Here is a 20,349-nt window from a genome sequence, read left to right on the forward strand (position 1 = left end):
GCGCACGCTGCGTGTCTGGGATCACGACCAGCGACGACGCGAATTGCCCGGGTGGCGTGCATCGGCGTGGCGGGCCGCTGTGCGAGGCTCGTCGAGGGAGGTGATCGGCTTGGTGGGCGGTTGGCCGCTCTGGCGACTTCGTCCGGCGGCGATGGCCTACGTGCTCGCGGTCCAGGCGGTGGCGCTCGGGATGGTGGCGGGGGTGTTCGTCACGAGCCGCTCACCGCTGTCGCACGAGCTGCTGACCTTCACGATGCTGGCGGTCACCGCCGGGACGGTCATCGTGATCACCTCGGTGTCGATCAAGGCGCAGCGGCAACTCCGGCGGAACCCGTGGACCCTGCACATCGCCTACCTGGCCACCGGAATCCTGACGTTGCCGCCGAACCTGCTGGTGCTCCTGCTGCTCGGGCCGACCCTGCACGGGGTGCTGGACGGTCGTCCGGAGCTGCACCGCTGGCTGTTCACCACGGCGGCGACCACGATCGCCACGCTGTCCGCGCGCTCGGTCATCGGCTGGGAGGAACCCCAGTGGGGGCCGGTGCTGTTCGTGGTGGCCGGTGCCGTTCTGCTGCTGACGCGGGCCAGCCTGGTCGCGTTAGGCATCTGGCTGCGCAACCCCGCGGCGGCGCGGGAGGACGTGGTGGGCGAGCCGATCGACGTGCTGCTAGGCATCGTCTCCGCGAGCCTGGGCGGGCTACTGGCGGTTGCGGTAAGCACGGAGCCGAGCAGCGCGTTGCTGGCCGGCCCACCGCTGGTGCTGCTGGACCTGGCCAGCCAGCTGCCGCAGTGGCGGCGATCCGCGCAGCGGGACGGCAAGACGGGCCTGGCCAACGCGGTGCACTGGGAGCGGTTGGCGCGTAACGAGCTCCACCGGGCGCAGGCCCGTGTCCAACCCGTGTCGCTGCTGTTGCTGGACCTGGACCACTTCAAGCGGGTCAACGACGAGATCGGGCACCTGGCGGGCGACGCCGTGCTCGCGGCCATCGCGACGATGTTACGCGGCAGCTTGCGGCGCACAGACGTGGTCGGCCGCTTCGGCGGCGAGGAGTTCGTGGTGCTGCTGCCCGGCACGGGGGCCGATGCCGCGTGCGCCGTCGCCGATCAGGTCCGGGCCGCGACCGCCGCGCTGTCCGTGCCCGCCCGCGACACCCAGGGCCGCCACCGCGAGCTCAACGACCTGACGGTCAGCATCGGCGTGGCCAGCACGTCCCGCTTCGGCTACGACCTCACGGACCTGCTGGTGGCCGCCGACGCCGCCCTGCTCGCGGCGAAATCCGGCGGCCGGAACGCGGTCGCCCTCGCCTGAGCGCTTCCGCGTGACGGGCGCCCACCGCCGAACGGCTCGGCCGCGGGTGCCGCTCACGCCTCGTTGTTCGCGGACGAGTTGGTGGGTGCCTTCTCGTCGGGAGTTTCGTCGGGCGGGGGTTCGGACTCTTCGTGCTCGGTCGGTTCCGGGGGTTCTTCCGGTTCCTCCTCGGCGACCAGGGAACGGATCGCCGAGTTGAGCACCGCCACCAGCGGGACCGCCAGCAGCGCGCCGATGATGCCGGAGACCACGAGCCCGATGCTGATCGCCAGCACCACGCCCAGCGCGTGGATCTGCACGGCCCGCCCCAGGATCAGCGGTTGCAGCACGTTGCCCTCGATCTGCTGTACCGCCAGCACGATGCCGACCACGATCAGCGCGACGATCCAGCCCTTGGTCACCAGCGCCACCAGCACGGCGACCGCGCCGGAGGCCACCGCGCCGACGATCGGCACGAAGCCGCCCAGGAAGACCAGCGCCGCCAGCGGTATCGCCAACGGCACCCCGAGGATCGCCAACCCCAGGCCGATGCCGAGCGCGTCGACCACCGCGACGAGCGCGGTCGCGCGCACGAAGCCGACCAGCGAGGCGAAGCCCCGGCAGCCGGCCACGTCGACCCGGTGCCGCACGTGCTTCGGCGCCAGCCTGGTCACGAACAGCCATACCCGGCGGCCGTCGTACAGGAAGTAGATCAGCGTGAACAGCGCCAGCACCAACCCGGTCAGGAAGTTGCCGAAGGTGCCCGCGGTGGACAACGCGCCGCTGGTCAACGCCGCCTGATTGGCCGCCAACCACTGCTGGGCCTGGTTGAGGTACTGCCCGATCTGTTGCTCGTTGATGTGCAGCGGGCCCAGCGCCAGCCAGCCCTTGAGCGTGTTGAGGCTGGCGAGGACCTGGCTCTGCAGATCCGGGAAACCTTCGACGAAAGCGTTGATGACGAAGGTGAGCACACCGCCGACGATCGCGAGCCCGCCGATCAGCACCAGGGCGGTGGCCAGTGAGCGCGGCACGCCGTGCCGAGCCAACGAGGCCACGGCCGGGGCCAGCAGCGCGGCCAGCAGTAGCGCGATGGCTACCGGGATCACGACCACGTAGACCCGGCCGAGGGCCAACCCGAGCACGTACAGAGCGCCGAGGATCACCAGCGCTCGCCAGCTCACCGCGGCCGAAACGCGCAGCACGCGCGGAATCGACGCCGCCGCGTCGTCCCGCGTGGTGATCTTGAAGTCGTTCACCCTGTCACCGTAGCGCCGACCACGGATGCCAGGGGCGAAATGACCACTGCGCGCAATCGGACTGGATCACCGGTAACACGATGTGGCGAAGCTGTCGCGCTGCGCTTACGGAAGCGGCGATTGCTCTGAAAGAGTGCGCCACGGCGAGGAAGACGAGCTCCAGTGGGGAGTCGCCGCAAGCCGAGGAGGTTCTGGCACCGAGATGTCCCGCCGCGACCGCAGGATGGGAGCCGCCCGACCGTGGCGGCTGCTGCGCCGTGCGCTGGTCGTGGCGGGCGCGACGGTCGCCGGAACCTCCACGGCTTGGCTCGTCGGCGGCGGACTTCCGGCGGACGCCGCGAACCTGCGCCCGGCCGCAGTGGCAGACGCGCCGACCGGCGAGTCGACGACGCCGCCCGCCACGGTGGGGTCAAAACTGTCTACAGTGGACGTTACTGCCGTTGGTCGGCCTGGTCCGGCGGAGTTCTCGCTGGGGCCGCTGGATCCGGGCAAGTTGGTCCGGTCCGGTCCGACGGATCGGCTGCTCGCAACGGCACGACCGGTGACCGGCGCGCTGCAGGATTCCACCACCCAGGTGCGCGACGTCGCGGACGACGCGGTGACGGCCACCGGAGACCAGGCGGGCACGCTCACCAAATCAGTCGACAATGGACTGGGTGGGCTCAGGACGTCGCTGCTGTCCGAGGAAACCGGACCGCAGCCGGACATCTCGTCGATCGAAACGCCGACGCCGACGCGGGGCGCTGCACCCGCCGTCCCGCAGTCGTCGCAGCTGGCCGAGCATCAAGGCTCCGCCGAGCGAACCACGCCGGTCACCGAGCGGCGGTCGCCGGAGCCCGGCGATTCCCCCGGAAAACCCGTCGGGTCAAGACCTTTCACCTTGCCCGCACCACCGGCCGCGCCCGGTTTCGGCGGAACCACCGACGGGCAGCAGCACAACAACAACGCGGTCGGCTGGTACTTCGCCGAACCGGATCGCACTCCCGCCTTCGCCGATTCGCCGACCCGCGACACCGCCCGCGCGCTGAGCAGCGCGCCCGAACCGCAGCCGGGCACCACGCCCGACTAGCCCTCGCGCGGCGTTCCATCGGCGACAGATGTCGTTGCCGGTGAAAGGAAATCCCGCCGCAAACGCGAGCCCTATCGCAGTTCCCGAAGGCCCGCCGTCGCATCGACGATCAATTTCCGATGACGGTGTGGCGCCCATCGTTGATTTTTCTCCCCCTAGCGGAGAAACCTGGTGAAGGAGAGATCCATGCAAACTTGGGCGAAGCGCGGTGTGCAGGCCGCGCTGGTCACTGGTGGCATGTTGGCCGTTGGCACAGGGGTCGCATCCGCCGGCGAGACCTGCCCGGACCACCCGACCACGCCGCGAGGCGGGTCGGTGATTCCCCCCGTCCTTGATGAGCTCGGAGACGATACGGTGCCTGCCGATCGGTGCTTCGCGGGTGAGTTGTTCCCCGAGGGCCCCGGAACGCGGTACAACGCCCCGCTGGTGGAGCCGCGATCCAGCCACGCGGTCACGGCGCTGACCGGCACCTTGGACCCGGTGCACGACCTGCTGCCGGCCGTCGAGAACGAGATGACGCGGGAGATCCCGGCGTTCCGCGACGCGCAGTGGATCACCCCGCCGAAGACCGCGCCGCTACACCTGGCCGGCTGGGTCGCCGACCCCGCCGCCGCCCGGCCGCTGGACACCGTGCCGGGGATGCCGCCGTCCGGCGGGGCCCGCCCGGTAACCCCCGCGGAGGGCTTCCACCGCTCGCTGAGCTGGGCCGGCCCCATTGGCGAGGTGATCCGGGGAGGTGCCAACACCCTCGACAAGGGTGCATTTCGATCGGGTCCGGTCCTGGATGTCCCTGCAGACCTCATGATCCCGCACGGCGAGCCGGCCTACGTCGACGGTTTCGGGCAGACCGACGGCATCGTCGAGCTGTGGGAGGACGCGCTGTCGCGCGGCCACGGGGGGCTGGTGACGCCGGACCTGGCGGACCTCACCTCCCCGGAGCTACCCGGCTTCCGCAGCGACATGCACACGGTGCCGCACGACGTGCTGGTCGACGCGCTGTCCGAGGTCGCCGCCGAGCCCACTCCCCGTGCGGACTTCGTGCCGCTGCACGTGCCGGGTGACCATCAGGAGAAGGCCAACGAGGTCCCGGACCTCGGCGGTCTCACCCTGATCGAGCTGTCCAAGACGCCGGGCACCGTGCAGCGCAGCGAATCCCCCGGCTTCGGGGCACCGCTGCCGGGGATCGGCGAGCTCAACGCGCTCGGCGGCGGACAGACCTCGGGGCCGTCGGTGAGCCGGATCACCGCCGCGCTGGAGGACACCGCGCCGCGCAGCGTGCCTCAGACGTTCACCAACACGCCGCTGCAGTCTGACGTCGCGGTCAAGGTGATGGACACGGCGGACGCGGTGCTGCCCCCGGAGCAGGTGGTCACCCAGAACCCGTTCCGGCCGACGCCCGCGCCGCGGGCCGCTGGCGTGGCGCTGCCGGTGCTCGGCGGCGGTGTACCGGACATCACGGCCGCGCAGGGCCAGACGCTGCCGATGCCGGGCGTGACCGCGGACGGCGTGCGGCGCACCCTGGAGGACGCGGACACGGTCGTCCTCCCCCGCATCTGACCTAAACCCGGAACCGGGGCGAGCGCCGCGCTCGCCCCGGTTTTTTCATGCGCTGTTCTGGCTTTCCGCGGCCGCGGGCCGCGCACCTCGAATGCCTTATTCCCGGCCGCTCGCCGACTCGATCGTGAGTCGGCGCCCGGTGCGGCTACAGGACTTGCGCGAGCGGAGCCTGCGGGGCCGGGTCGCTGGTCGCGAACTTGGCCGCGCGGCGGGAAAACCACCAGAGGATCGCGTTGTAGAGCAGGAACGCGAGTCCGAAGTAGACGTAGGCGTTGCCGATCAGCTGCTCGAAGAAGTTCCAGCGCAGCTCCAGGCCATGGCCCTGGGGCATCTTCCAGTGCGGGCCGACCATGAAGAACCCGGCCGTCAGCGCGCTCGCCAGCAGCAGCCCCCACTTCCGCCGGACGTAGGCCGCACCGAGCAGCAGCACCAGCCCCGGGATCGCCCAAACCCAGTGGTGTGACCAGGAGATCGGCGATACCAGCAGCCCGAGTATCCCGTTGATCGTCACCGCGATGGGCAGATCCCGTTGCCGGATCGCGTGCACCATGCCCAGCACCGCCAACACCACCACGAGCACCGCCAGCAGCACGAACACCACCGTTAGGCTTGGCGTCGACATCTTGCTCAGCAGCGAACGCAGCGACTGGTTGCCCGCGTAGGTCGACGCGTCGCCGGTGAACTTGGGACCGAACGAGACGTTGCTGCTAGCCAGCATCTCGTGCAGCCAGAACCGCCGGGCGTTGTCGAAGGTCAGCGCGAAGCCCAGCAGCGCGGTGCCCAGGAAACTCAGCAACGCGGTCACGATCGTGCGGACGTCCCGGCGCAGCAGCGGCAGCAGCAGGAACACCAGCGGCGTGAGCTTGATCCCGGCGGCGAGGCCGATCAGCAGACCGCGCGGGTACGGCAGCTTCTTCGGGCCGTCCACCCGCCACAGGCAATCCACCGTGACGAGCGCCATCAGCACGATGTTGATCTGCGCGTAAGTGATCGTCTCCAGCACCGGCTCGCTGATCGTGGCCAGCGGCAGCACCGCCGCCGCCACCAGCAGCACCTTGTCCCGGTGCGCGTGCAGGAAGGTCGAGGCGCCTAGCACCACGTACAGCGTGGTGAATAACGCGACGTGGCTGACCAGCATGATCACCGCGGTCGAGCCGGCCTTCGGGATCAATGCCAGTGGCGCGAACAGGATCGCCGCGAACGGCGGATAGATGAACGGCAGCCGCAGCCCGGACTCGGTGGCCGGGAGGCCGTGATAGAGGTCGTGGCCGGCTAAGAGCGCCCGCGCGCCGAGCCGGTAGACCTCGCCGTCGATATGGTCGTGCGTGTTGACGGTGGAGACCATTATTACCGCGATCAGCTCCGCTGCCGCGATCACGGCCAGCAGTGATCGGTATTCGCGTAACCGCTCCCGCGGCGGCAGTAAACCTGCGGTCCCGTGCACCGGTATGCCCCGTCCTCTCGCCTGCAGCACCTCGGCCAGCGTAGAGATCCGGTCGGTCGGCGGGGTCGCCGTGGGGCGACTTTTGGGACCGCTACCACCGTGGCGGAATTTCACCCGGTCGAATCATCAAGTTCCGGCCACGGGTGTGATCCAGGCGCAACTACAGCGGGGACACCTGACGCACTGTTATGTGCGCAGCGTGAATTCCACCACTACGGGTGGTCGTCGTGCCCTTGAATTCCGCCCTGTCCGGAGGGGAGGCTCAAACGGACTGCTCCGTTCGTTGGTGAGGAGGGGGGTCGAATGAGTGTCCTTGAGGTGACCGCACCAGGCCAGTTGGCACCGGTCTGGGACGAGCTCATCAGCGGACTGACAGTCGGCGTGCTGCTGACCGACGGACGGGGCCAGGTGCTGGCCACCAACGACGTCGCCGCCGAGTTGATGCAGCTGGACAAGGCCGATCTGCTCACCGGCGTCCGGCCGGTCGGCTGGCAGGTGCGCGATGACACCGGCGCCCCGATGCCGGACTGGGCCGACTTGGCCGGCCAGGTACTGCGGGCCGGTTCACCGCTTTCCATCCCGATGGTGATCGCCCGCAGCGGCCAGCCGCTGAGCCGTATCTGGGCGGACTACCACGCGGTGCAGGTGCAGGGCCGCAGCCGGGTGCTGATCCTGCTGCAGTCGGTGCACACAGACGTATCGCACAGCCGCGGCCTGCTCGACCCGCTAACCGGGTTGCCCGGCCGGGTTCTGCTGCTGGACCGGCTCGAACAGTCGCTGGTCCGCGCCCGCAGCCGCGGCACACTGTCCACTTTGGTGCTCATCGACGTGCAGCAGTTGGCGGATTTCAACGCCGAACACGGCTTCGACCGCGGTGACGACCTGCTAACCACGCTGGCCTGTCGGCTCCGGGAGGGGCTCAGCGACGAGCACACCGTGGCCCGCTACGGCGGCGACGAGTTCGCGGTGGTCGCCGAGCACCCGAGCGGCGCTGGTGAGGAGATCGCCGAGCAGGCACGGGAAGTGGCGGGCTGGCCGGTGCGCATCGGCCGCAAGCGCGTTCAGCCCGGATTGCGGGTGTCCTGGGTGACCACCGATGGCCAGGCCTCGGTGCACTCGGTTCTCGCCCGGGCCGAGCAGCAGCTCCAACTCTGGAAGAGGGTGTCGCGTGGGGCCTGAACAGACCCCGGCAGCAAGGGGCACCCGCGCGGCAACGGGTGCCCCTTCTCCTGCGGCGATTTCCATGGAAATCGCCGATCACGGAGCCCTCAGCGGTCGGCCTCGCCGGCGATGAAGTCCTCGACGGCCTGGTAGGCGGCGGAATCGGAGTACTGCTCCGGCGGCGACTTCATGAAGTACGACGAAGCGGACAAGATCGGCCCGCCGATGCCGCGATCCTTGGCGATCTTCGCGGCCCGGATGGCGTCGATGATGATCCCCGCCGAGTTCGGCGAGTCCCACACCTCCAGCTTGTACTCCAGGTTCAGCGGCACATCGCCGAACGCGCGGCCCTCCAACCGGATGTAGGCCCACTTGCGGTCGTCCAGCCACGGCACGTAGTCCGACGGCCCGATGTGCACGTTGCGCTTGCCTAGATCGCGGTCCACCTGCGAGGTCACCGACTGCGTCTTGGAGGTCTTCTTCGACTCCAGCCGCTCCAGTTCCTTCATGTTCAGGAAGTCCATGTTGCCGCCGACGTTGAGCTGCATCGTGCGGTCCAGGTGCACGCCGCGGTCCTCGAACAGCTTGGCCAGCACCCGGTGCGTGATGGTCGCCCCGACCTGGGACTTGATGTCGTCACCGACGATCGGCACGCCGGCGTCGGTGAACTTCTGCGCCCACTCCGGGTCCGAGGCGATGAACACCGGCAGCGCGTTGACGAACGCCACCCCGGCATCCAGCGCGCACTGCGCGTAGAACTTGTCCGCTTCCTCCGAGCCCACCGGCAGGTACGACACCAGCACGTCGACCTCGGCGTCCTGGAGCGCCCGCACGACATCCACCGGCTGATCGTCGGACTCCTCGATGGTCTCCCGGTAGAAGCGGCCGAGACCGTCGTAGGTGTGGCCGCGCTGCACGGTGACGCCCAGCGGCGGCACGTCGGCGATCTTGATGGTGTTGTTCTCGCTGGCCACGATCGCCTCGGAGAGGTCTCGGCCGACCTTCTTCGCGTCGACGTCGAAGGCCGCGACGAACTTCACGTCGCGCACGTGGTAGTCGCCGAAGGCGACATGCATCAGGCCGGGAACCCGGCTCTTGGGATCGGCGTCGGCGTAGTAATGAACGCCCTGCACCAGCGACGCCGCGCAGTTCCCGACGCCGACGATCGCCACTCGCACCGCTCGACCGGGACGATCTCCGCCCATGGCAGGGCCCTCCTTCTTGGTCATCTGTCGTGTCCTTGCAGTTCTTGCCCGCCGACACTGGGTCGGCTCGGCGCCGCAGCAGCCTGCTCGGCGCGTTCGTGTTCGATGATTTCGTCGAGCCAGCGAACCTCATGCTCGCTGTGGTCCAGCCGGAGCCGGTGCAGTTCGCGGGTGTATCGGTCGAACCGGTCCCCAGAGCGCGCCAATGCACTACGCAGGCTGTCCCGACGCTCCTCGACGCGACGTCGACGTCCTTCCAGGATCCGCAGCCGGACCTCGGCCGGGGTGCGGGCGAAGAACGCCATGTGCACGCCGAAGGCGTTATCGTCGCAAGCCTGCGGGCCGCAGTCGCCGACCAGTTCGACGAACCGATGCTGTCCGGTGGCTGTGATCCGGTACACGCGCCGCGCTCGACGACCCCAACCACGCGAGCCGGAGGCGTCGGGCTCCTCCTCGATCAACCCGGCGCGCAGCAGCCTGCGCAACGTTGGGTACAAAGTTCCACAAGACAACGCGCGGAAGGCGCCGAGCGTGTCGTGCAACCGTTTCCGCAGCTCGTAGCCGTGCATCGGGGCCTCATGCAGAAGCCCGAGCACGGCGAGTTCGAGCATCTGCACCTCCTCCGCCCGAGTCCCGACGCCCGATATCGACACGTAAATACACCGGCGACGCTGCGGCGAAGCAGCCCACCTCGCGGATTATATCGCGCCGATATATCGGGCGACACGATCGACAGGGTCCCGAGGTGGCCGTCGTCACTGCTGGTGGCGGTCGGTGGCGGCGCCTGCCCTGAACGGCGCATGGAGGAGCCGTGGTCGACACGTACCCTGTGGTCGTGCGGACCCAACGGCAAGTGGTCGACTATGCGTTGCAGCGCCGAGCGCTGCTCGCGCAAGTCCACGCTGGCCGGGTCGGGGTGATGGAGGTCTGCGACGCCGATCCGTACCTGCTGCGGGCGGCGAAATTCCATGGTGAGCCGAGCGGGGTGACCTGCCCGGTGTGTCGGAAGGAACCGTTGACCCTGGTGTCCTGGGTTTTCGGTGATGCCCTCAAGCAAGCGTCCGGATCGGCGCGGGCCCCCGAGGAACTCGACCGGATGGCGGCCATGTTCGAGGAGTTCAACGTCTACGTCGTAGAGGTATGCCGCACATGTAACTGGAACCACCTGGTGCAGTCGTATGTTCTCGGAACCGGCGGTTTGAACAACGGCCGTTCCCGCCGCAAGACTGCTGCGGAGTGAAATAAGTCGTGCTCCCGACACGGCTGCGCCCGGTGCGGCGCATCCCCGACGTGAACGCATCACATGGCGTCCGATGACGCCTGTCCTGGAGGCCCACTCGTGAACGACGAGCGTGACGACCCCACCCGAGGGCGCCACTCCCGGCATCCGCGCCCCGACGGTCGAGGCACGCCACCCCCGCCCCCGAGACCGGGGCCGCGTCCCGGCGACCAGGCACGGCCTCCGCAGCGCCCGGTGCCGGGTCCGCCATCGGGCCCACCGGGTGCGGGTGGTCCGGCGTGGCCAAGCGAAGAAACGCGGCCAGGTGGTCCCGCCCCCCGGTCGGCGCCGCCGCCCCCGCAGCGGGCGGCAGGCGGGGACCGCAGCTCGGAAGAGACGCAGCAGAACCCCCCGGTGCCGCCGCCGGGCCAGCCCATGAAGTGGCCGGACACGGAGCGCCCGCAGGAGCAGACCGGCGCGTGGATGCCGTCGTTCGACGACGATGACGACGACTCGGGCCTGGGCAAGCGGCTCGGCGGCGACTCCGGCGAACCCGAGAACAGCGGCGGGCGCAAACTCGACCTGCCCACCTCGTATTCCCCAGCGCCGCCGCCCCCGAACGGCGGACGGCAGGCGCCGCCACCGCCGCCGGGTGCGCAGCAGACCAGGCAGGTGCCGCCGCCGGGACCACCGCCCGGACGGCCGCCGCAGCCACCGCGTGGCGAGCAGCCGACCGAGACCATCCCGCAGACTCCGGCGGAGGACCGCAGCGGCGATCGCCGCCGGACGGGCGGCGCTGCCGCCGCAGGCGCGGCCGGTGCCGCTGCGGGCGGAATCGCCGGGGCTGCCGCAGGCGCCGGGATGGCGGCCGCGGCCGGTGCCGGAGCCGCGAAGGGGGCGACCGGCGGCGGGGGAGCCCCCGAGCCACACCTGCTCACGCACCAGGAGCAGGGGACCTATAACTACTACGCCGACGGCTACGACGACGATCCGTATCGCGGGTACGACGACGGGCGCGGCGACGAGTTCTACGGGAATGACCGCAATGGCAACGATCGCAACGACCGGTACCTCGACGACGACTTCGACGCCGATCCGGATGACTTCTCCGACGCGGACGACGAAATGAGTGCCGCCCGAGCAAAGCGCAGCCGGATCTGGCGGCGGGTGCGCCGGGCCTGCTACGTCGCCGCGGCGCTGGCCATCCTGCTACCGACCGCGGTGTTCATCTACGGCTACTTCGCCTGGGACGTGCCGGATGAGGCCAAGGTGATGAGCGCGGCCCGGCCGATCGAGTTGCAGTACGCCAACGGCGCACCGATGGGCCGCATCGAGGTGGACGGCTCGCGGGAGGTCCTGCACAACATCAACGAGGTGTCGGTGCCGATGCGCAACGCCACCATCTCGGCCGAGGACGCCACGTTCCGCACGAACCCCGGCTTCGACTTCATGGGCATCGTGCGGTCGGCCTACTACCTGGTGAGCGGCTCCGGCGTCGGCGGTGGCTCCACGATCACCCAGCAGTTCATCAAGATGGACCAGGGGCTGAAGAAGGACCCGACGTACATCCGCAAGATCAAGGAAGTCGTGCTGGCGTACAAGATGACGAACCAGCAGAGCAAGGACGACATCCTGCTCGCCTACATGAACACTGCGGACTACGGGCGCGGTGCCAACGGCATCAGCGCCGCCGCGCGGGCGTACTTCGACAAGAAGCCGAGCGAGCTCAACGACGCCGAAGCGGCCGTGCTGGCCGGCGTGGTCCAGAGCCCTTACGGCGGCAACGACCCCGGCCAGAACCCCGAGAAGGGCAAGAAGCGCTGGGAGTACGTCGTCGGGCAGATGGAGCAGAACGGCTTCCTGAAGCCGGGTGAGCGGCAGACCCTGACCTTGCCGCCCACCCGGCCCCGCACGGAGTGGAAGACCAACAGCAGGCTCTCCCCCGCCCAGGACGCCATCTGGCAGGGGGTGCGCAAAGAACTGGAGGCCCAGGGCCTGCCCGAGAGCGAGCTGTCCCTCGGCGGCTACACGATCAAGACCACCATCGACCCGGACGCGCAACAGAAGGCCGAGCAGGCCGTGAAGGACGTGATGGGCTCCCAGCCCGAAACGCTGCGCACGTCGCTGGTCGCGGTCGACCCCAACAGTGGCGGGATCCAGGCGTACTACGGTTCCCAAACCCAGATCGGCGACCTCGACTGGGCCAGCACGCCGCAGGAGCCGGGTTCGTCGTTCAAACCGTTCGTGACGGTCGCCGGGCTGGAGAAGGGCAAGGGCATCGGCGAGTTCTACGACGGCTCGGGACAGCAGGTGATCGCCGGTACCGAGTTCGACAACGCTCCCGGGGTGAAGTGCGATGTTCCGACCCACTGCGGCGTCCGCGAGGCGATGACCAAGTCCGTCAACACGGTGTTCGTCAACATGGCCGCCCAATTCGGGCCGGCGAAGGTGGCCGAGGCCGCACACCAGGCGGGCATTCCGGACTCGACGAAGCTGCAAAGCCCCAACGGCGCCGTCGAGGCCGGTATCGCGCTGGGCATGTACCCGGTGCTCCCGGCGGACATGGCCGCCTCGTACGGTTCGTTCGTCAACGGCGGCCAGAAAGCGCCGGCGCACTTCGTGCAGCAGGCCGTCAGCCCCGATGCCGGCGTGTTCAAGCTCAAGACGCCCGAGCCGGCCCCGGCGTTCGGCGACCAGACGACGAGCCGCAACGTCGCCTACAACGTCTCGCAGGCGATGCTGGACGTCGCCAAGCATTCGAAGGCCGAGCTCAGCGGCAACCGACCGGTGGTGTCCAAGACCGGTACCCACCAGTGGGGCTCCACCACGAAGAACCGGAACGCCTGGATGATTGGCGCCACGCCGCAAATCTCCACGGCGGTGGCCATGATGAACGACGACGGTGGCCCGAAGCCGCTGGAGGATGCGAACGGCCAGAGCTTCTACGGCGGTGGCCTGCCCGCCAAGGTCTGGCAGAAGTTCATGAACTCCTACCTCCAGGGCAAGAAGGTCGTCCAACTGCCCAACGGCGACAAGATCGGGCAGTTCGAGGACGTCCCGCCGCCGCCTCCGCCGACATCCTCGGCCCCGCCCCCCACGTCGGCGCCGCCGACATCGACGCAGAGCGAGACCAGCGCCCCGGAACCGACCAGCACCAGCAAGGAGAAGCCGAACCAGGACTGCGGTGGCATCTTCGGGCCGCCGTGCGACCCGACTGGCGGCGGCGACAGCTCCGGCAACGGCTCCGGCAACGGTTCGCCCAACATGGCGCCAACCCGGACCAGGCAGCAAGGCTGGTAAGCACCGGCGAAACCGCGAAGGGGCACCCGCGAAAGTTGAACTGCTCCCCGGGAGTTGGACTGAGAAATTCAGTTCCGATCTCCGGGGAGCAGTTGCATGCGTAGGGACAGTTCGTTGACCGTGGAGCAGCGTGCTGCGGCGATAGAGTTGTTCGGTGATGGTTGGGCGAGGAAGGCGGTCGCGACCAGGCTTGGGGCCTCGGTCTGGGCGGTCGGTGAGTTGTATGACCGGTGGCGGCTTCGTGGGGGTGCGGCACTGGTGAGTAAGCCGACCAAGCGTGCGTTCTCCTTCGAGTTCAAACTCAAGGCGGTGCAGCGGTTCCTCGCTGGTGAGACCAAGTTCGATCTGGCTCGTGAGTTCGATCTGTCCTCGCCGAAGCTGATCGAGACGTGGGCGCGGATCTACCGCAACGAGGGCGAGGAGGGGCTGCGCCCGAAACGCCGAGGCCGTCCACCCAGGCCCGCTGAGGCGGGCTCGGGCGGGGAAAGCGAGCTCCAGGCACTGCGCCGGGAGAACGAGCGGCTACGGGCGGAGAACGCCTACCTGGGAAAATTGCGTGCCCTGAGGACGCGGGAACAGCGGCGAAAGTAGCCGCTGTGATCGCCCTCAGGGCCGGCCATCGCCTCGAAGTGCTGCTTGAGGTCGCCGGGCTGGCCCGGTCGACGTTTTCTATCACCAGGCCCGCCTGGACCGGCCCGATCCCCACGCCGAGCTCAAGACCGCGATCACCACGACCTTCGAGGAAAACAGGCGCCGGGGACATCGCGTCGTGCACCGCGAACTCGTGCGCACCGGGTGGCGGGTCGCGAAGAAGACCGTGCTCAAGCTGATGCGTGAACTGGGTCTGGCCTGCCCGATCCGCCGGCGGCGGCGCTATGTCTCCTACCAGGGCGAGGTCGGCAAGGTCGCTGACAACATCCTGGACAGGCAGTTCACCGCCACCGCCCCGAACCAGAAGTGGGTCACCGACGTCACCGAGTTCCGCATCAACGACCGCAAGGTCTACTTCTCGCCGGTGATGGACCTGTTCGACCGGCAGATCATCTCCTACGCGCTCAGCAACTCACCCAACCTGGAGCTGACCAACTCATCCCTGCAGGACGCGCTGGCGACCTTGGAAGAGGGACAGGCGCCGTTGGTGCACTCCGACCAGGGATTTCAGTATCAGCACCGGTCCTGGCGAGGCTTGTTGACCAAGGCCGGTGCGAGGCAGTCGATGTCACGGAAGGCCAACTCCCTCTTAACCGGCTAATGGTTGTGTTTGTCCAGGTCAGCGACACGCTGCGGTAGTGGTACTTGCCGGTTGGCTGCGTTCATGGCTGGTACGTCTGTTCCTTTGGGTATCGAGGCCGGTCTTCGGCTTGAGGAACGGGACGGTGGCTGGGCGTTGGCCGGGCCGGCCGCGTCGCGGTTCGGGTTGGTGGATGAGTACCTGGCGTATTTGGCCGATCGGAACTATTCACCGAAGACCGTGCGTGCCTATGGATACGACGTGTTGGCGTTCTGCCGGTGGCTCGTCGTTGAGGAGCAGCCGTTGCCGGAGGTGACCACGGAGGTGTTGTTGCGGTTCTTGCGTGCCTGCCGGGAGGCTACGGTTGCGGGCAGGCCGGGGCCGAACGTGGTCACGTTGTCGGGCCGTCGGATGGATCAGTATGCCCCCACGACGATCAATCGGCGGTTGGCGGCGATCTCGGGTTTGTTCGCGTTCGCCGCGATGCGGGATCCGGACGTGAAAAACCCAGTCCCCAGAGGCAAGGAGGCCCGCTGGCTGGTAGCGGGTGAGCGCAGCGGGATGCTCGCGCACACCGTCCGTCGGCCGAAAACCCGTTCGTCGCTTCGGCTCCGGGAGCCTCGTCGTCTGCCCACGGCGCTGTCGCAGTCGGATGCGGCGGAGCTTCTGGCGAGTTTTCATGCGTGGCGGGACCGGGCGATCGCGGGCTTGATGCTGTATTGCGGGCTGCGTTCCGCCGAGGTGCTGGGCCTGGACGTCGTCGACGCCGATATCGGCGGCCGATGGCTGCGGGTGGTCGGTAAGGGCCAGCGGGAACGCCGGGTCCCGCTGGATGCCGACGTCGCTTCGGTGATCCAGGTGTATTTGCTGGCCGAGCGGCCCGAATCCGCAAGCGCCCGTCTGTTTCTCGTGGCCAAGGGGCCGAACCGGGGCCAGCCGTTGACTGCGGCCGGGTTGCGCACGATCTTCCGCTATCACCGTGGGCTTACCGGCGTCGTCGGCGGGCATCCTCACGCGCTGCGACACACCTTCGGCACCGCCCTGGCCGAAGCGGGGGTCGATCTCGCGGTGATGCAAGCGTTGCTCGGACACGCTCATGTCGACACCACCGCCCGTTACATCCATTTGGCTCCGGCGCATGTGAAAGCAGAATTCGATGCCGCTCGCGATCGCATCCGCTCCCAGTGATGATCTGCACGCCGCCTACTTGGACTACCTGCGGCGGACCGGACGCGGAAACACCGCCTACACGGGGGCGGCTCGGGTGTTCTTCCAGCGCTGGCCAGACCCCGGGCAGTGGGCGGTGCAGCCTTTGGAGACCCGCTTGTCGGCGGGAAGCTCGACCCGGCCGATCATCACGTTCCTGATGCTGCATCGGGTGCTGCAACCGGGCTATGACTATCTGCTGGAACGCAAGCTTTCCAGCATCTGGAGGGAGGTCAAGGATTCACCGCTGGGTCCGGATCTCGATCGGTTCATGACCGCGGCCGCCGAGCTCGGGTTCACCGAACGGGTCCGGTTCGCCACCGGTTCCCAAGTTCCGGTCCGGCTGCTGATCCAGACTGGACGGTCGCTGGATCTGCTCACCATGGCCGATCTGGACGAATTCCGGGCTGCGTGCCAGGAGCGGGAGACGCGAACTGGCAAGGGGCACAGGCACTATCTGGCGTCGGTCAGCAATGCCCAACGGGTGCTGTTTTACTTGGGAATCGTCGATGAACTGCCACGCTCGGGCGGGCCGGTCCCGTTCGCCGACCGGCTCGCCGACCTGCGGCCGCCGATCCGCGAGACGATGATCGCCTATCTGGAACGCAAGCGGGCGACCTGTCAGCCCAAAACGGTGTCGGCCTTCGCGACCCGGCTCAAGCACTTCGGGGTCTTCCTGGCCGAGGTCGATCCCGGACTCGGCTCCATCGCCGAGCTGGATCGCCGCAAGCACATCGAGCCCTACCTGAGGTCGCTGGTCGACGCGGTCAACCCGAAAAACGATCAGCCGATCACCGTCGCGGACCGATCCCGGCGAGTGCTCGCGCTGATGGGATTCCTGACCGATATCACCGAGTGGGACTGGCCCGACGCGCCACCCCGCAAGCTGATATTCCGCGACGATGTCCCCAAACTCCCGCACACGCTGCCCCGCTACCTGCCCCTCGACGTCGACCGCCGACTCACCGCAGTGCTGACCGAACACCCCGGCAACGAACTCGCCGCAGCCGCCCTGCGACTGCAACGCAGCTGCGGACTGCGGATCGGGGAACTGCTCGACCTCGAGCTCGACTGCGTCCACGAAGTCCCCGACCACGGCAGCTGGCTGAAAATCCCGCTCGGCAAACTGGAGACCGAGCGCATGATCCCCATCGATGACGACATCCTCGACCTAATCGACCACATCACCGCCATCCGCTCCCACGGACGGCCGATGCCGCACCCTCGCTACCGGCGCCGGGCCCAGTTCCTGTTCACCCACCACGGCCGACGCCTCTCCCAAAGCGCGGTCCGTCACGAACTCGACCGCGCCGCCCAGTCCGCGGGACTCGACCACCTCACCCCGCACCAGCTCCGCCACACCTACGCCACCGCCCTGGTCAACGCCGGCGTCTCACTCCAAGCACTGATGGCGCTACTTGGCCACGTCTCCGCCGAGATGAGCCTGCGCTACGGTCGGCTGTTCGACACCACCGTCCGAGCCGAATACGAACGAGCCCTCGACCTCGCCAAACAACAGGCCCGCACCCCCACCACCGGCACGATCAGCCTGCCACTGGCCGACATCACCGGCGGAGCCGACTGGAAGAACACCCCATTGCTCAAATCCCGTCTGGCCGGCGGGTTCTGCCTCCGCGCACCCGCCCAAGGCGCCTGCGCCTACGCCAACATCTGCGAGCATTGCCCCAGCTTCCACACCGAACCCAGCTCGCTGCCCATCCTGGCCGCCCAACGCGTCGACGCCGAAGCACTCGCCCGCGACGCCGAACAACGAGGCTGGATCGCCGAAGCCCAACGCCACCAACGACTCATCGCCCGACTCGACATTCTGATCAACGAGGCCCAAGCCGGATGACCACCACCAGCACCCTGGGCCGCGTCGAACGCGCCTGCGTCCAGCTCCACCACGACGGCCACGCCGTCACCTTCACCGCCGTCGCCGCCCACACCGGGCTGGGCCGCACCACCCTCTACCGCAACCCAACCCTGCGCGCCGTCATCGAGGAACACCGATCTCGATCCGCCACCAGCGGCACCCTCACCAGCCTCACCGACGAGATCACCACCCTCCGCGCCGCCCTCGACGCCCTCGCCACCCGAGTACGCCGCCACGAAGAACAACTCCGACGCCTCACAGCTCGAAACGACTGAAAGCGTTAACCGGCCAACAACCGGAAACCACGATCATTAGCCGGATAATGTCACGACAACGCCGTCATCGAGAGCTTTTTCGGTCATCTCAAGGAAGAGATGTTCCACCACACCCGATACCTCAGCGTCGAGGCGTTCACGACCGCGCTGGATGACTACATCACCTGGTTCAACACCGGCCGTGGTCACACACACTGCGAGGGTCTGAGCCCGGTGCAATACCGGACCCAGACCCTCGCCGCCTAGACTCTCAATTACCGAGTCCAACCCCCGGGGACCACTTCAAGTCGGCGGGTGCCCCTTCGCGTTGTACTGCCCCAAGTAGCATCCGGGCGTGTCCACCTCCAGCGCGCCCGCCAGCCCCGAACCATCGCCGACGCCCGGCAAGCGCGCGAGCTCGGCCGTGGACACCGACTCCCTGGGCCCCGCCGACCGGGTCGCACCCACCTGGACCGAGCCGCTGGCGCAGCGGCTCAGCCGCCCCTTCGGCGGTCGGCTCGGGCGGCACGCGCAGGTCGGGCGCCAGTGGTTCTGGACGCCCCTGCGGGTGATCCTGCTGTTCGCGGTGCTGGTGCTGGCCGCCGCATGGCTGTTCAAGGCGCCCTGCCAGGTCACCTACAACACCGAGGGCGGGCCGCAGCTGGACTGGCGGAACAACCGGCAGTACACGGCGATGTGCTACACCGACATCATCCCGCGCTACGGCATGGGTGATCTTGCGCCGGACACCGCGTTTCCGTACAAGACACCGTGGTTGGAGAACCGCGGCACCCCCCAGGAGCGGGTCCGGTACATGGAATACCCGGTGCTGACCGGGATTTTCCAGTGGATCAACGCACGCTCCGCCGACGGTTGGGCGACCCTGGCGAGCTTCGGCTGGCTGCCGTCCGGCCTGACGAGCGTGCTGTACTTCAACATCTCGGCGTTCTGGCTGGCCGCGGCCTGGCTGGTGACCATTTGGGCGCTGGTGCTGCTGTGCCGCAGACGAATCTGGGACGCCGCGCTGGCCGCCGTGTCGCCGCTCGTCTTCGTGCACGCCTTCACCAATTTCGACACCCTGGCCACGGCTTTCGGCACGGTCGGGCTGCTCGCGTGGGCGCGGCGCAGGCCGGTGCTGGCCGGCGTACTGATCGGGCTCGGGGGCGCGGCGAAGCTCTACCCGCTGTTCTTCCTCGGCCCGCTACTGATTCTGGCCTGGCGGGCCGGGAAGCTGCCGGAGGCGTTGCGCTCGGTGCTGGCCGCCGCGGTGACCTGGCTGGCCGTCAACGTGCCGATACTCGTGCTGTACCCGGTGGGATGGCGGGAGTTCTTCCGGCTCAATAACGAGCGACCCGCCGACCCGGACTCGCTGTACAACGTGCTCATGCACTTCACCGGCTGGGCGGGCTTCGACGGCCCGCTGCCGGACGGGGCCATGCCGACGATGCTCAACTCGGTCAGCCTCGCGGTGTTCCTGGTGGCCTGCCTCGGCATCGGCTGGCTAGCGCTGGCCGCGCCGACCCGGCCTCGGCTGGCGCAACTGTGCTTCCTGGTGGTGGCGGCGTTCCTGCTGACCAACAAGGTGTGGAGCCCGCAGTACTCGCTGTGGCTGGTGCCGCTGGCGGTACTGGCGATCCCGCGCTGGCGGCTGCTGCTGACCTGGATGGTCATCGACGCCGCGGTCTGGGCGCCGCGGATGTATTACTACCTCGGCACCGGCAACAAGGGGCTGCCGGAAGGCTGGTTCCTGGGCGCGGTCGTGATCCGTGATGCGATGGTGGTCGCGCTGTGCGTGTTGATCATCCAGGAGATCCTGCGGCCCGAGCGGGACAGGGTCCGCGCGGCGCTGGTCGTGCGGGGCGAGCGCGAGCCTGGCGCGTTCGATGACCCGTGCGGTGGGGTCTTGGACGGAGCACGAGACCGATTCGTGTTACCCGGCATAGGCCATTGGGGTAAGGAACCGTCCGCACCCGGGCGATGATCCTCTCAGGGAAATCTCGGGGTCGGTCCCCGACGCAGCGAACCGCCGCGGCGGCGAACCTTGAAGCATGACGACGTACCGAATGCCCCTTGCCCGGCCGCGCGATGCGGCGATGATCGCGGGTGTGTGCGCCGGTTTGGCCCAGCGGTTCGGCATCAAGCCGTTTACCGTCCGCCTGCTGTTCCTGCTGTCCTGCCTGCTACCCGGCCCGCAGTTCGTGGTCTACCTCGCGCTCTGGGTGCTGATTCCGAAGCGCTGAAACCGCGTGGGTGGTCGTTGGTACCGGCGATTTCAACGGAGAT

16 protein-coding genes and 2 pseudogenes are annotated in these 20,349 nt (G+C 68.4%); 14 read left to right on the plus strand and 4 right to left on the minus strand.

Translation table 11 applies throughout. From position 1 onward, the window contains the following. Positions 1-100 precede the first annotated feature (100 nt). The gene (locus tag BJ970_RS09245) at positions 101-1,309 is read left to right on the plus strand and encodes a GGDEF domain-containing protein (protein WP_312864171.1); all 1,209 of its coding nucleotides are present in this window, start codon (positions 101-103) and stop codon (positions 1,307-1,309) included. Between the two features lie 53 nt (positions 1,310-1,362). Here the strand turns inward: BJ970_RS09245 and BJ970_RS09250 are convergent, their stop codons facing one another. After that, the gene (locus BJ970_RS09250) at positions 1,363-2,544 is read right to left on the minus strand and encodes an AI-2E family transporter (RefSeq protein WP_184725893.1); all 1,182 of its coding nucleotides are present in this window, start codon (positions 2,542-2,544) and stop codon (positions 1,363-1,365) included. A gap of 202 nt (positions 2,545-2,746) precedes the next feature. Here BJ970_RS09250 and BJ970_RS09255 point away from each other — a divergent pair, with 202 nt between their 5' ends. Beyond that, positions 2,747-3,613 (plus strand): hypothetical protein, encoded by an 867-nt coding sequence (locus tag BJ970_RS09255; protein ID WP_184725894.1) that lies wholly within the window; start codon positions 2,747-2,749, stop codon positions 3,611-3,613. Positions 3,614-3,799: 186 nt separating this feature from the next. Next, positions 3,800-5,170: a hypothetical protein gene (locus BJ970_RS09260; RefSeq protein ID WP_184729394.1), complete on the plus strand. Its 1,371-nt coding sequence runs from the start codon at positions 3,800-3,802 to the stop codon at positions 5,168-5,170. Positions 5,171-5,315: 145 nt separating this feature from the next. Here BJ970_RS09260 and BJ970_RS09265 read toward each other — a convergent pair whose 3' ends face one another. Further along, complete coding sequence (locus BJ970_RS09265) at positions 5,316-6,644, minus strand: glycosyltransferase 87 family protein (RefSeq protein ID WP_312864172.1); 1,329 nt, start codon at positions 6,642-6,644, stop codon at positions 5,316-5,318. Positions 6,645-6,917: 273 nt separating this feature from the next. On the opposite strand from BJ970_RS09265, the gene BJ970_RS09270 reads away from it, so the two are divergent. Next, a complete protein-coding gene (locus BJ970_RS09270) occupies positions 6,918-7,793 on the plus strand; it encodes a GGDEF domain-containing protein (protein ID WP_184725895.1) in 876 nt (291 codons plus the stop codon). Between the two features lie 89 nt (positions 7,794-7,882). On the opposite strand, the gene BJ970_RS09275 is transcribed toward BJ970_RS09270, so the two are convergent. Both BJ970_RS09275 and BJ970_RS09280 read right to left on the minus strand, forming a co-directional pair. After that, positions 7,883-8,980, minus strand: a complete 1,098-nt coding sequence (locus BJ970_RS09275; protein ID WP_184728983.1) for an inositol-3-phosphate synthase — start codon at positions 8,978-8,980, stop codon at positions 7,883-7,885. Positions 8,981-9,000: 20 nt separating this feature from the next. Next, entirely contained in the window at positions 9,001-9,591 is a 591-nt protein-coding gene (locus BJ970_RS09280) for a PadR family transcriptional regulator (protein ID WP_184725896.1), read from the minus strand. 224 nt (positions 9,592-9,815) lie between these two features. Between BJ970_RS09280 and BJ970_RS09285 the strand changes: the two genes are divergently transcribed. From BJ970_RS09285 to BJ970_RS09330, 10 genes and pseudogenes are all read left to right on the plus strand, one after another. Further along, positions 9,816-10,220: a DUF5318 domain-containing protein gene (locus tag BJ970_RS09285; protein WP_312864441.1), complete on the plus strand. Its 405-nt coding sequence runs from the start codon at positions 9,816-9,818 to the stop codon at positions 10,218-10,220. 414 nt (positions 10,221-10,634) lie between these two features. Continuing rightward, a complete protein-coding gene (locus BJ970_RS09290; RefSeq protein ID WP_184725897.1) occupies positions 10,635-13,499 on the plus strand; it encodes a transglycosylase domain-containing protein in 2,865 nt (954 codons plus the stop codon). A gap of 96 nt (positions 13,500-13,595) precedes the next feature. Continuing rightward, positions 13,596-14,090: a helix-turn-helix domain-containing protein gene (locus BJ970_RS09295; protein WP_184725898.1), complete on the plus strand. Its 495-nt coding sequence runs from the start codon at positions 13,596-13,598 to the stop codon at positions 14,088-14,090. 88 nt (positions 14,091-14,178) lie between these two features. Next, positions 14,179-14,751, plus strand: a pseudogene (locus BJ970_RS09300) (IS3 family transposase); the annotation flags it as partial. A 63-nt stretch (positions 14,752-14,814) separates the two neighbouring features. Next, positions 14,815-15,918, plus strand: a complete 1,104-nt coding sequence (locus BJ970_RS09305; RefSeq protein ID WP_184725899.1) for a tyrosine-type recombinase/integrase — start codon at positions 14,815-14,817, stop codon at positions 15,916-15,918. Continuing rightward, positions 15,887-17,791, plus strand: a complete 1,905-nt coding sequence (locus BJ970_RS09310) for a tyrosine-type recombinase/integrase (protein ID WP_184722817.1) — start codon at positions 15,887-15,889, stop codon at positions 17,789-17,791. The genes BJ970_RS09305 and BJ970_RS09310 overlap by 32 nt, the downstream gene beginning before the upstream one ends. Then, on the plus strand, positions 17,788-18,087 hold the full coding sequence (locus BJ970_RS09315) for a DUF6262 family protein (protein WP_184722820.1): 300 nt from the start codon (positions 17,788-17,790) through the stop codon (positions 18,085-18,087). The genes BJ970_RS09310 and BJ970_RS09315 overlap by 4 nt, the downstream gene beginning before the upstream one ends. A 63-nt stretch (positions 18,088-18,150) precedes the next feature. Next, positions 18,151-18,333: pseudogene (locus BJ970_RS09320) on the plus strand (IS3 family transposase); the annotation flags it as partial. An 88-nt stretch (positions 18,334-18,421) separates the two neighbouring features. Beyond that, positions 18,422-20,047: a glycosyltransferase family 87 protein gene (locus BJ970_RS09325; RefSeq protein WP_312864173.1), complete on the plus strand. Its 1,626-nt coding sequence runs from the start codon at positions 18,422-18,424 to the stop codon at positions 20,045-20,047. 67 nt (positions 20,048-20,114) lie between these two features. Then, entirely contained in the window at positions 20,115-20,306 is a 192-nt protein-coding gene (locus BJ970_RS09330) for a PspC domain-containing protein (protein WP_184725901.1), read from the plus strand. Positions 20,307-20,349: the final 43 nt, after the last annotated feature.

Origin of the sequence: Saccharopolyspora phatthalungensis, assembly GCF_014203395.1 — a bacterium.
GTDB classification, from domain to species: Bacteria; Actinomycetota; Actinomycetes; order Mycobacteriales; family Pseudonocardiaceae; genus Saccharopolyspora; species Saccharopolyspora phatthalungensis.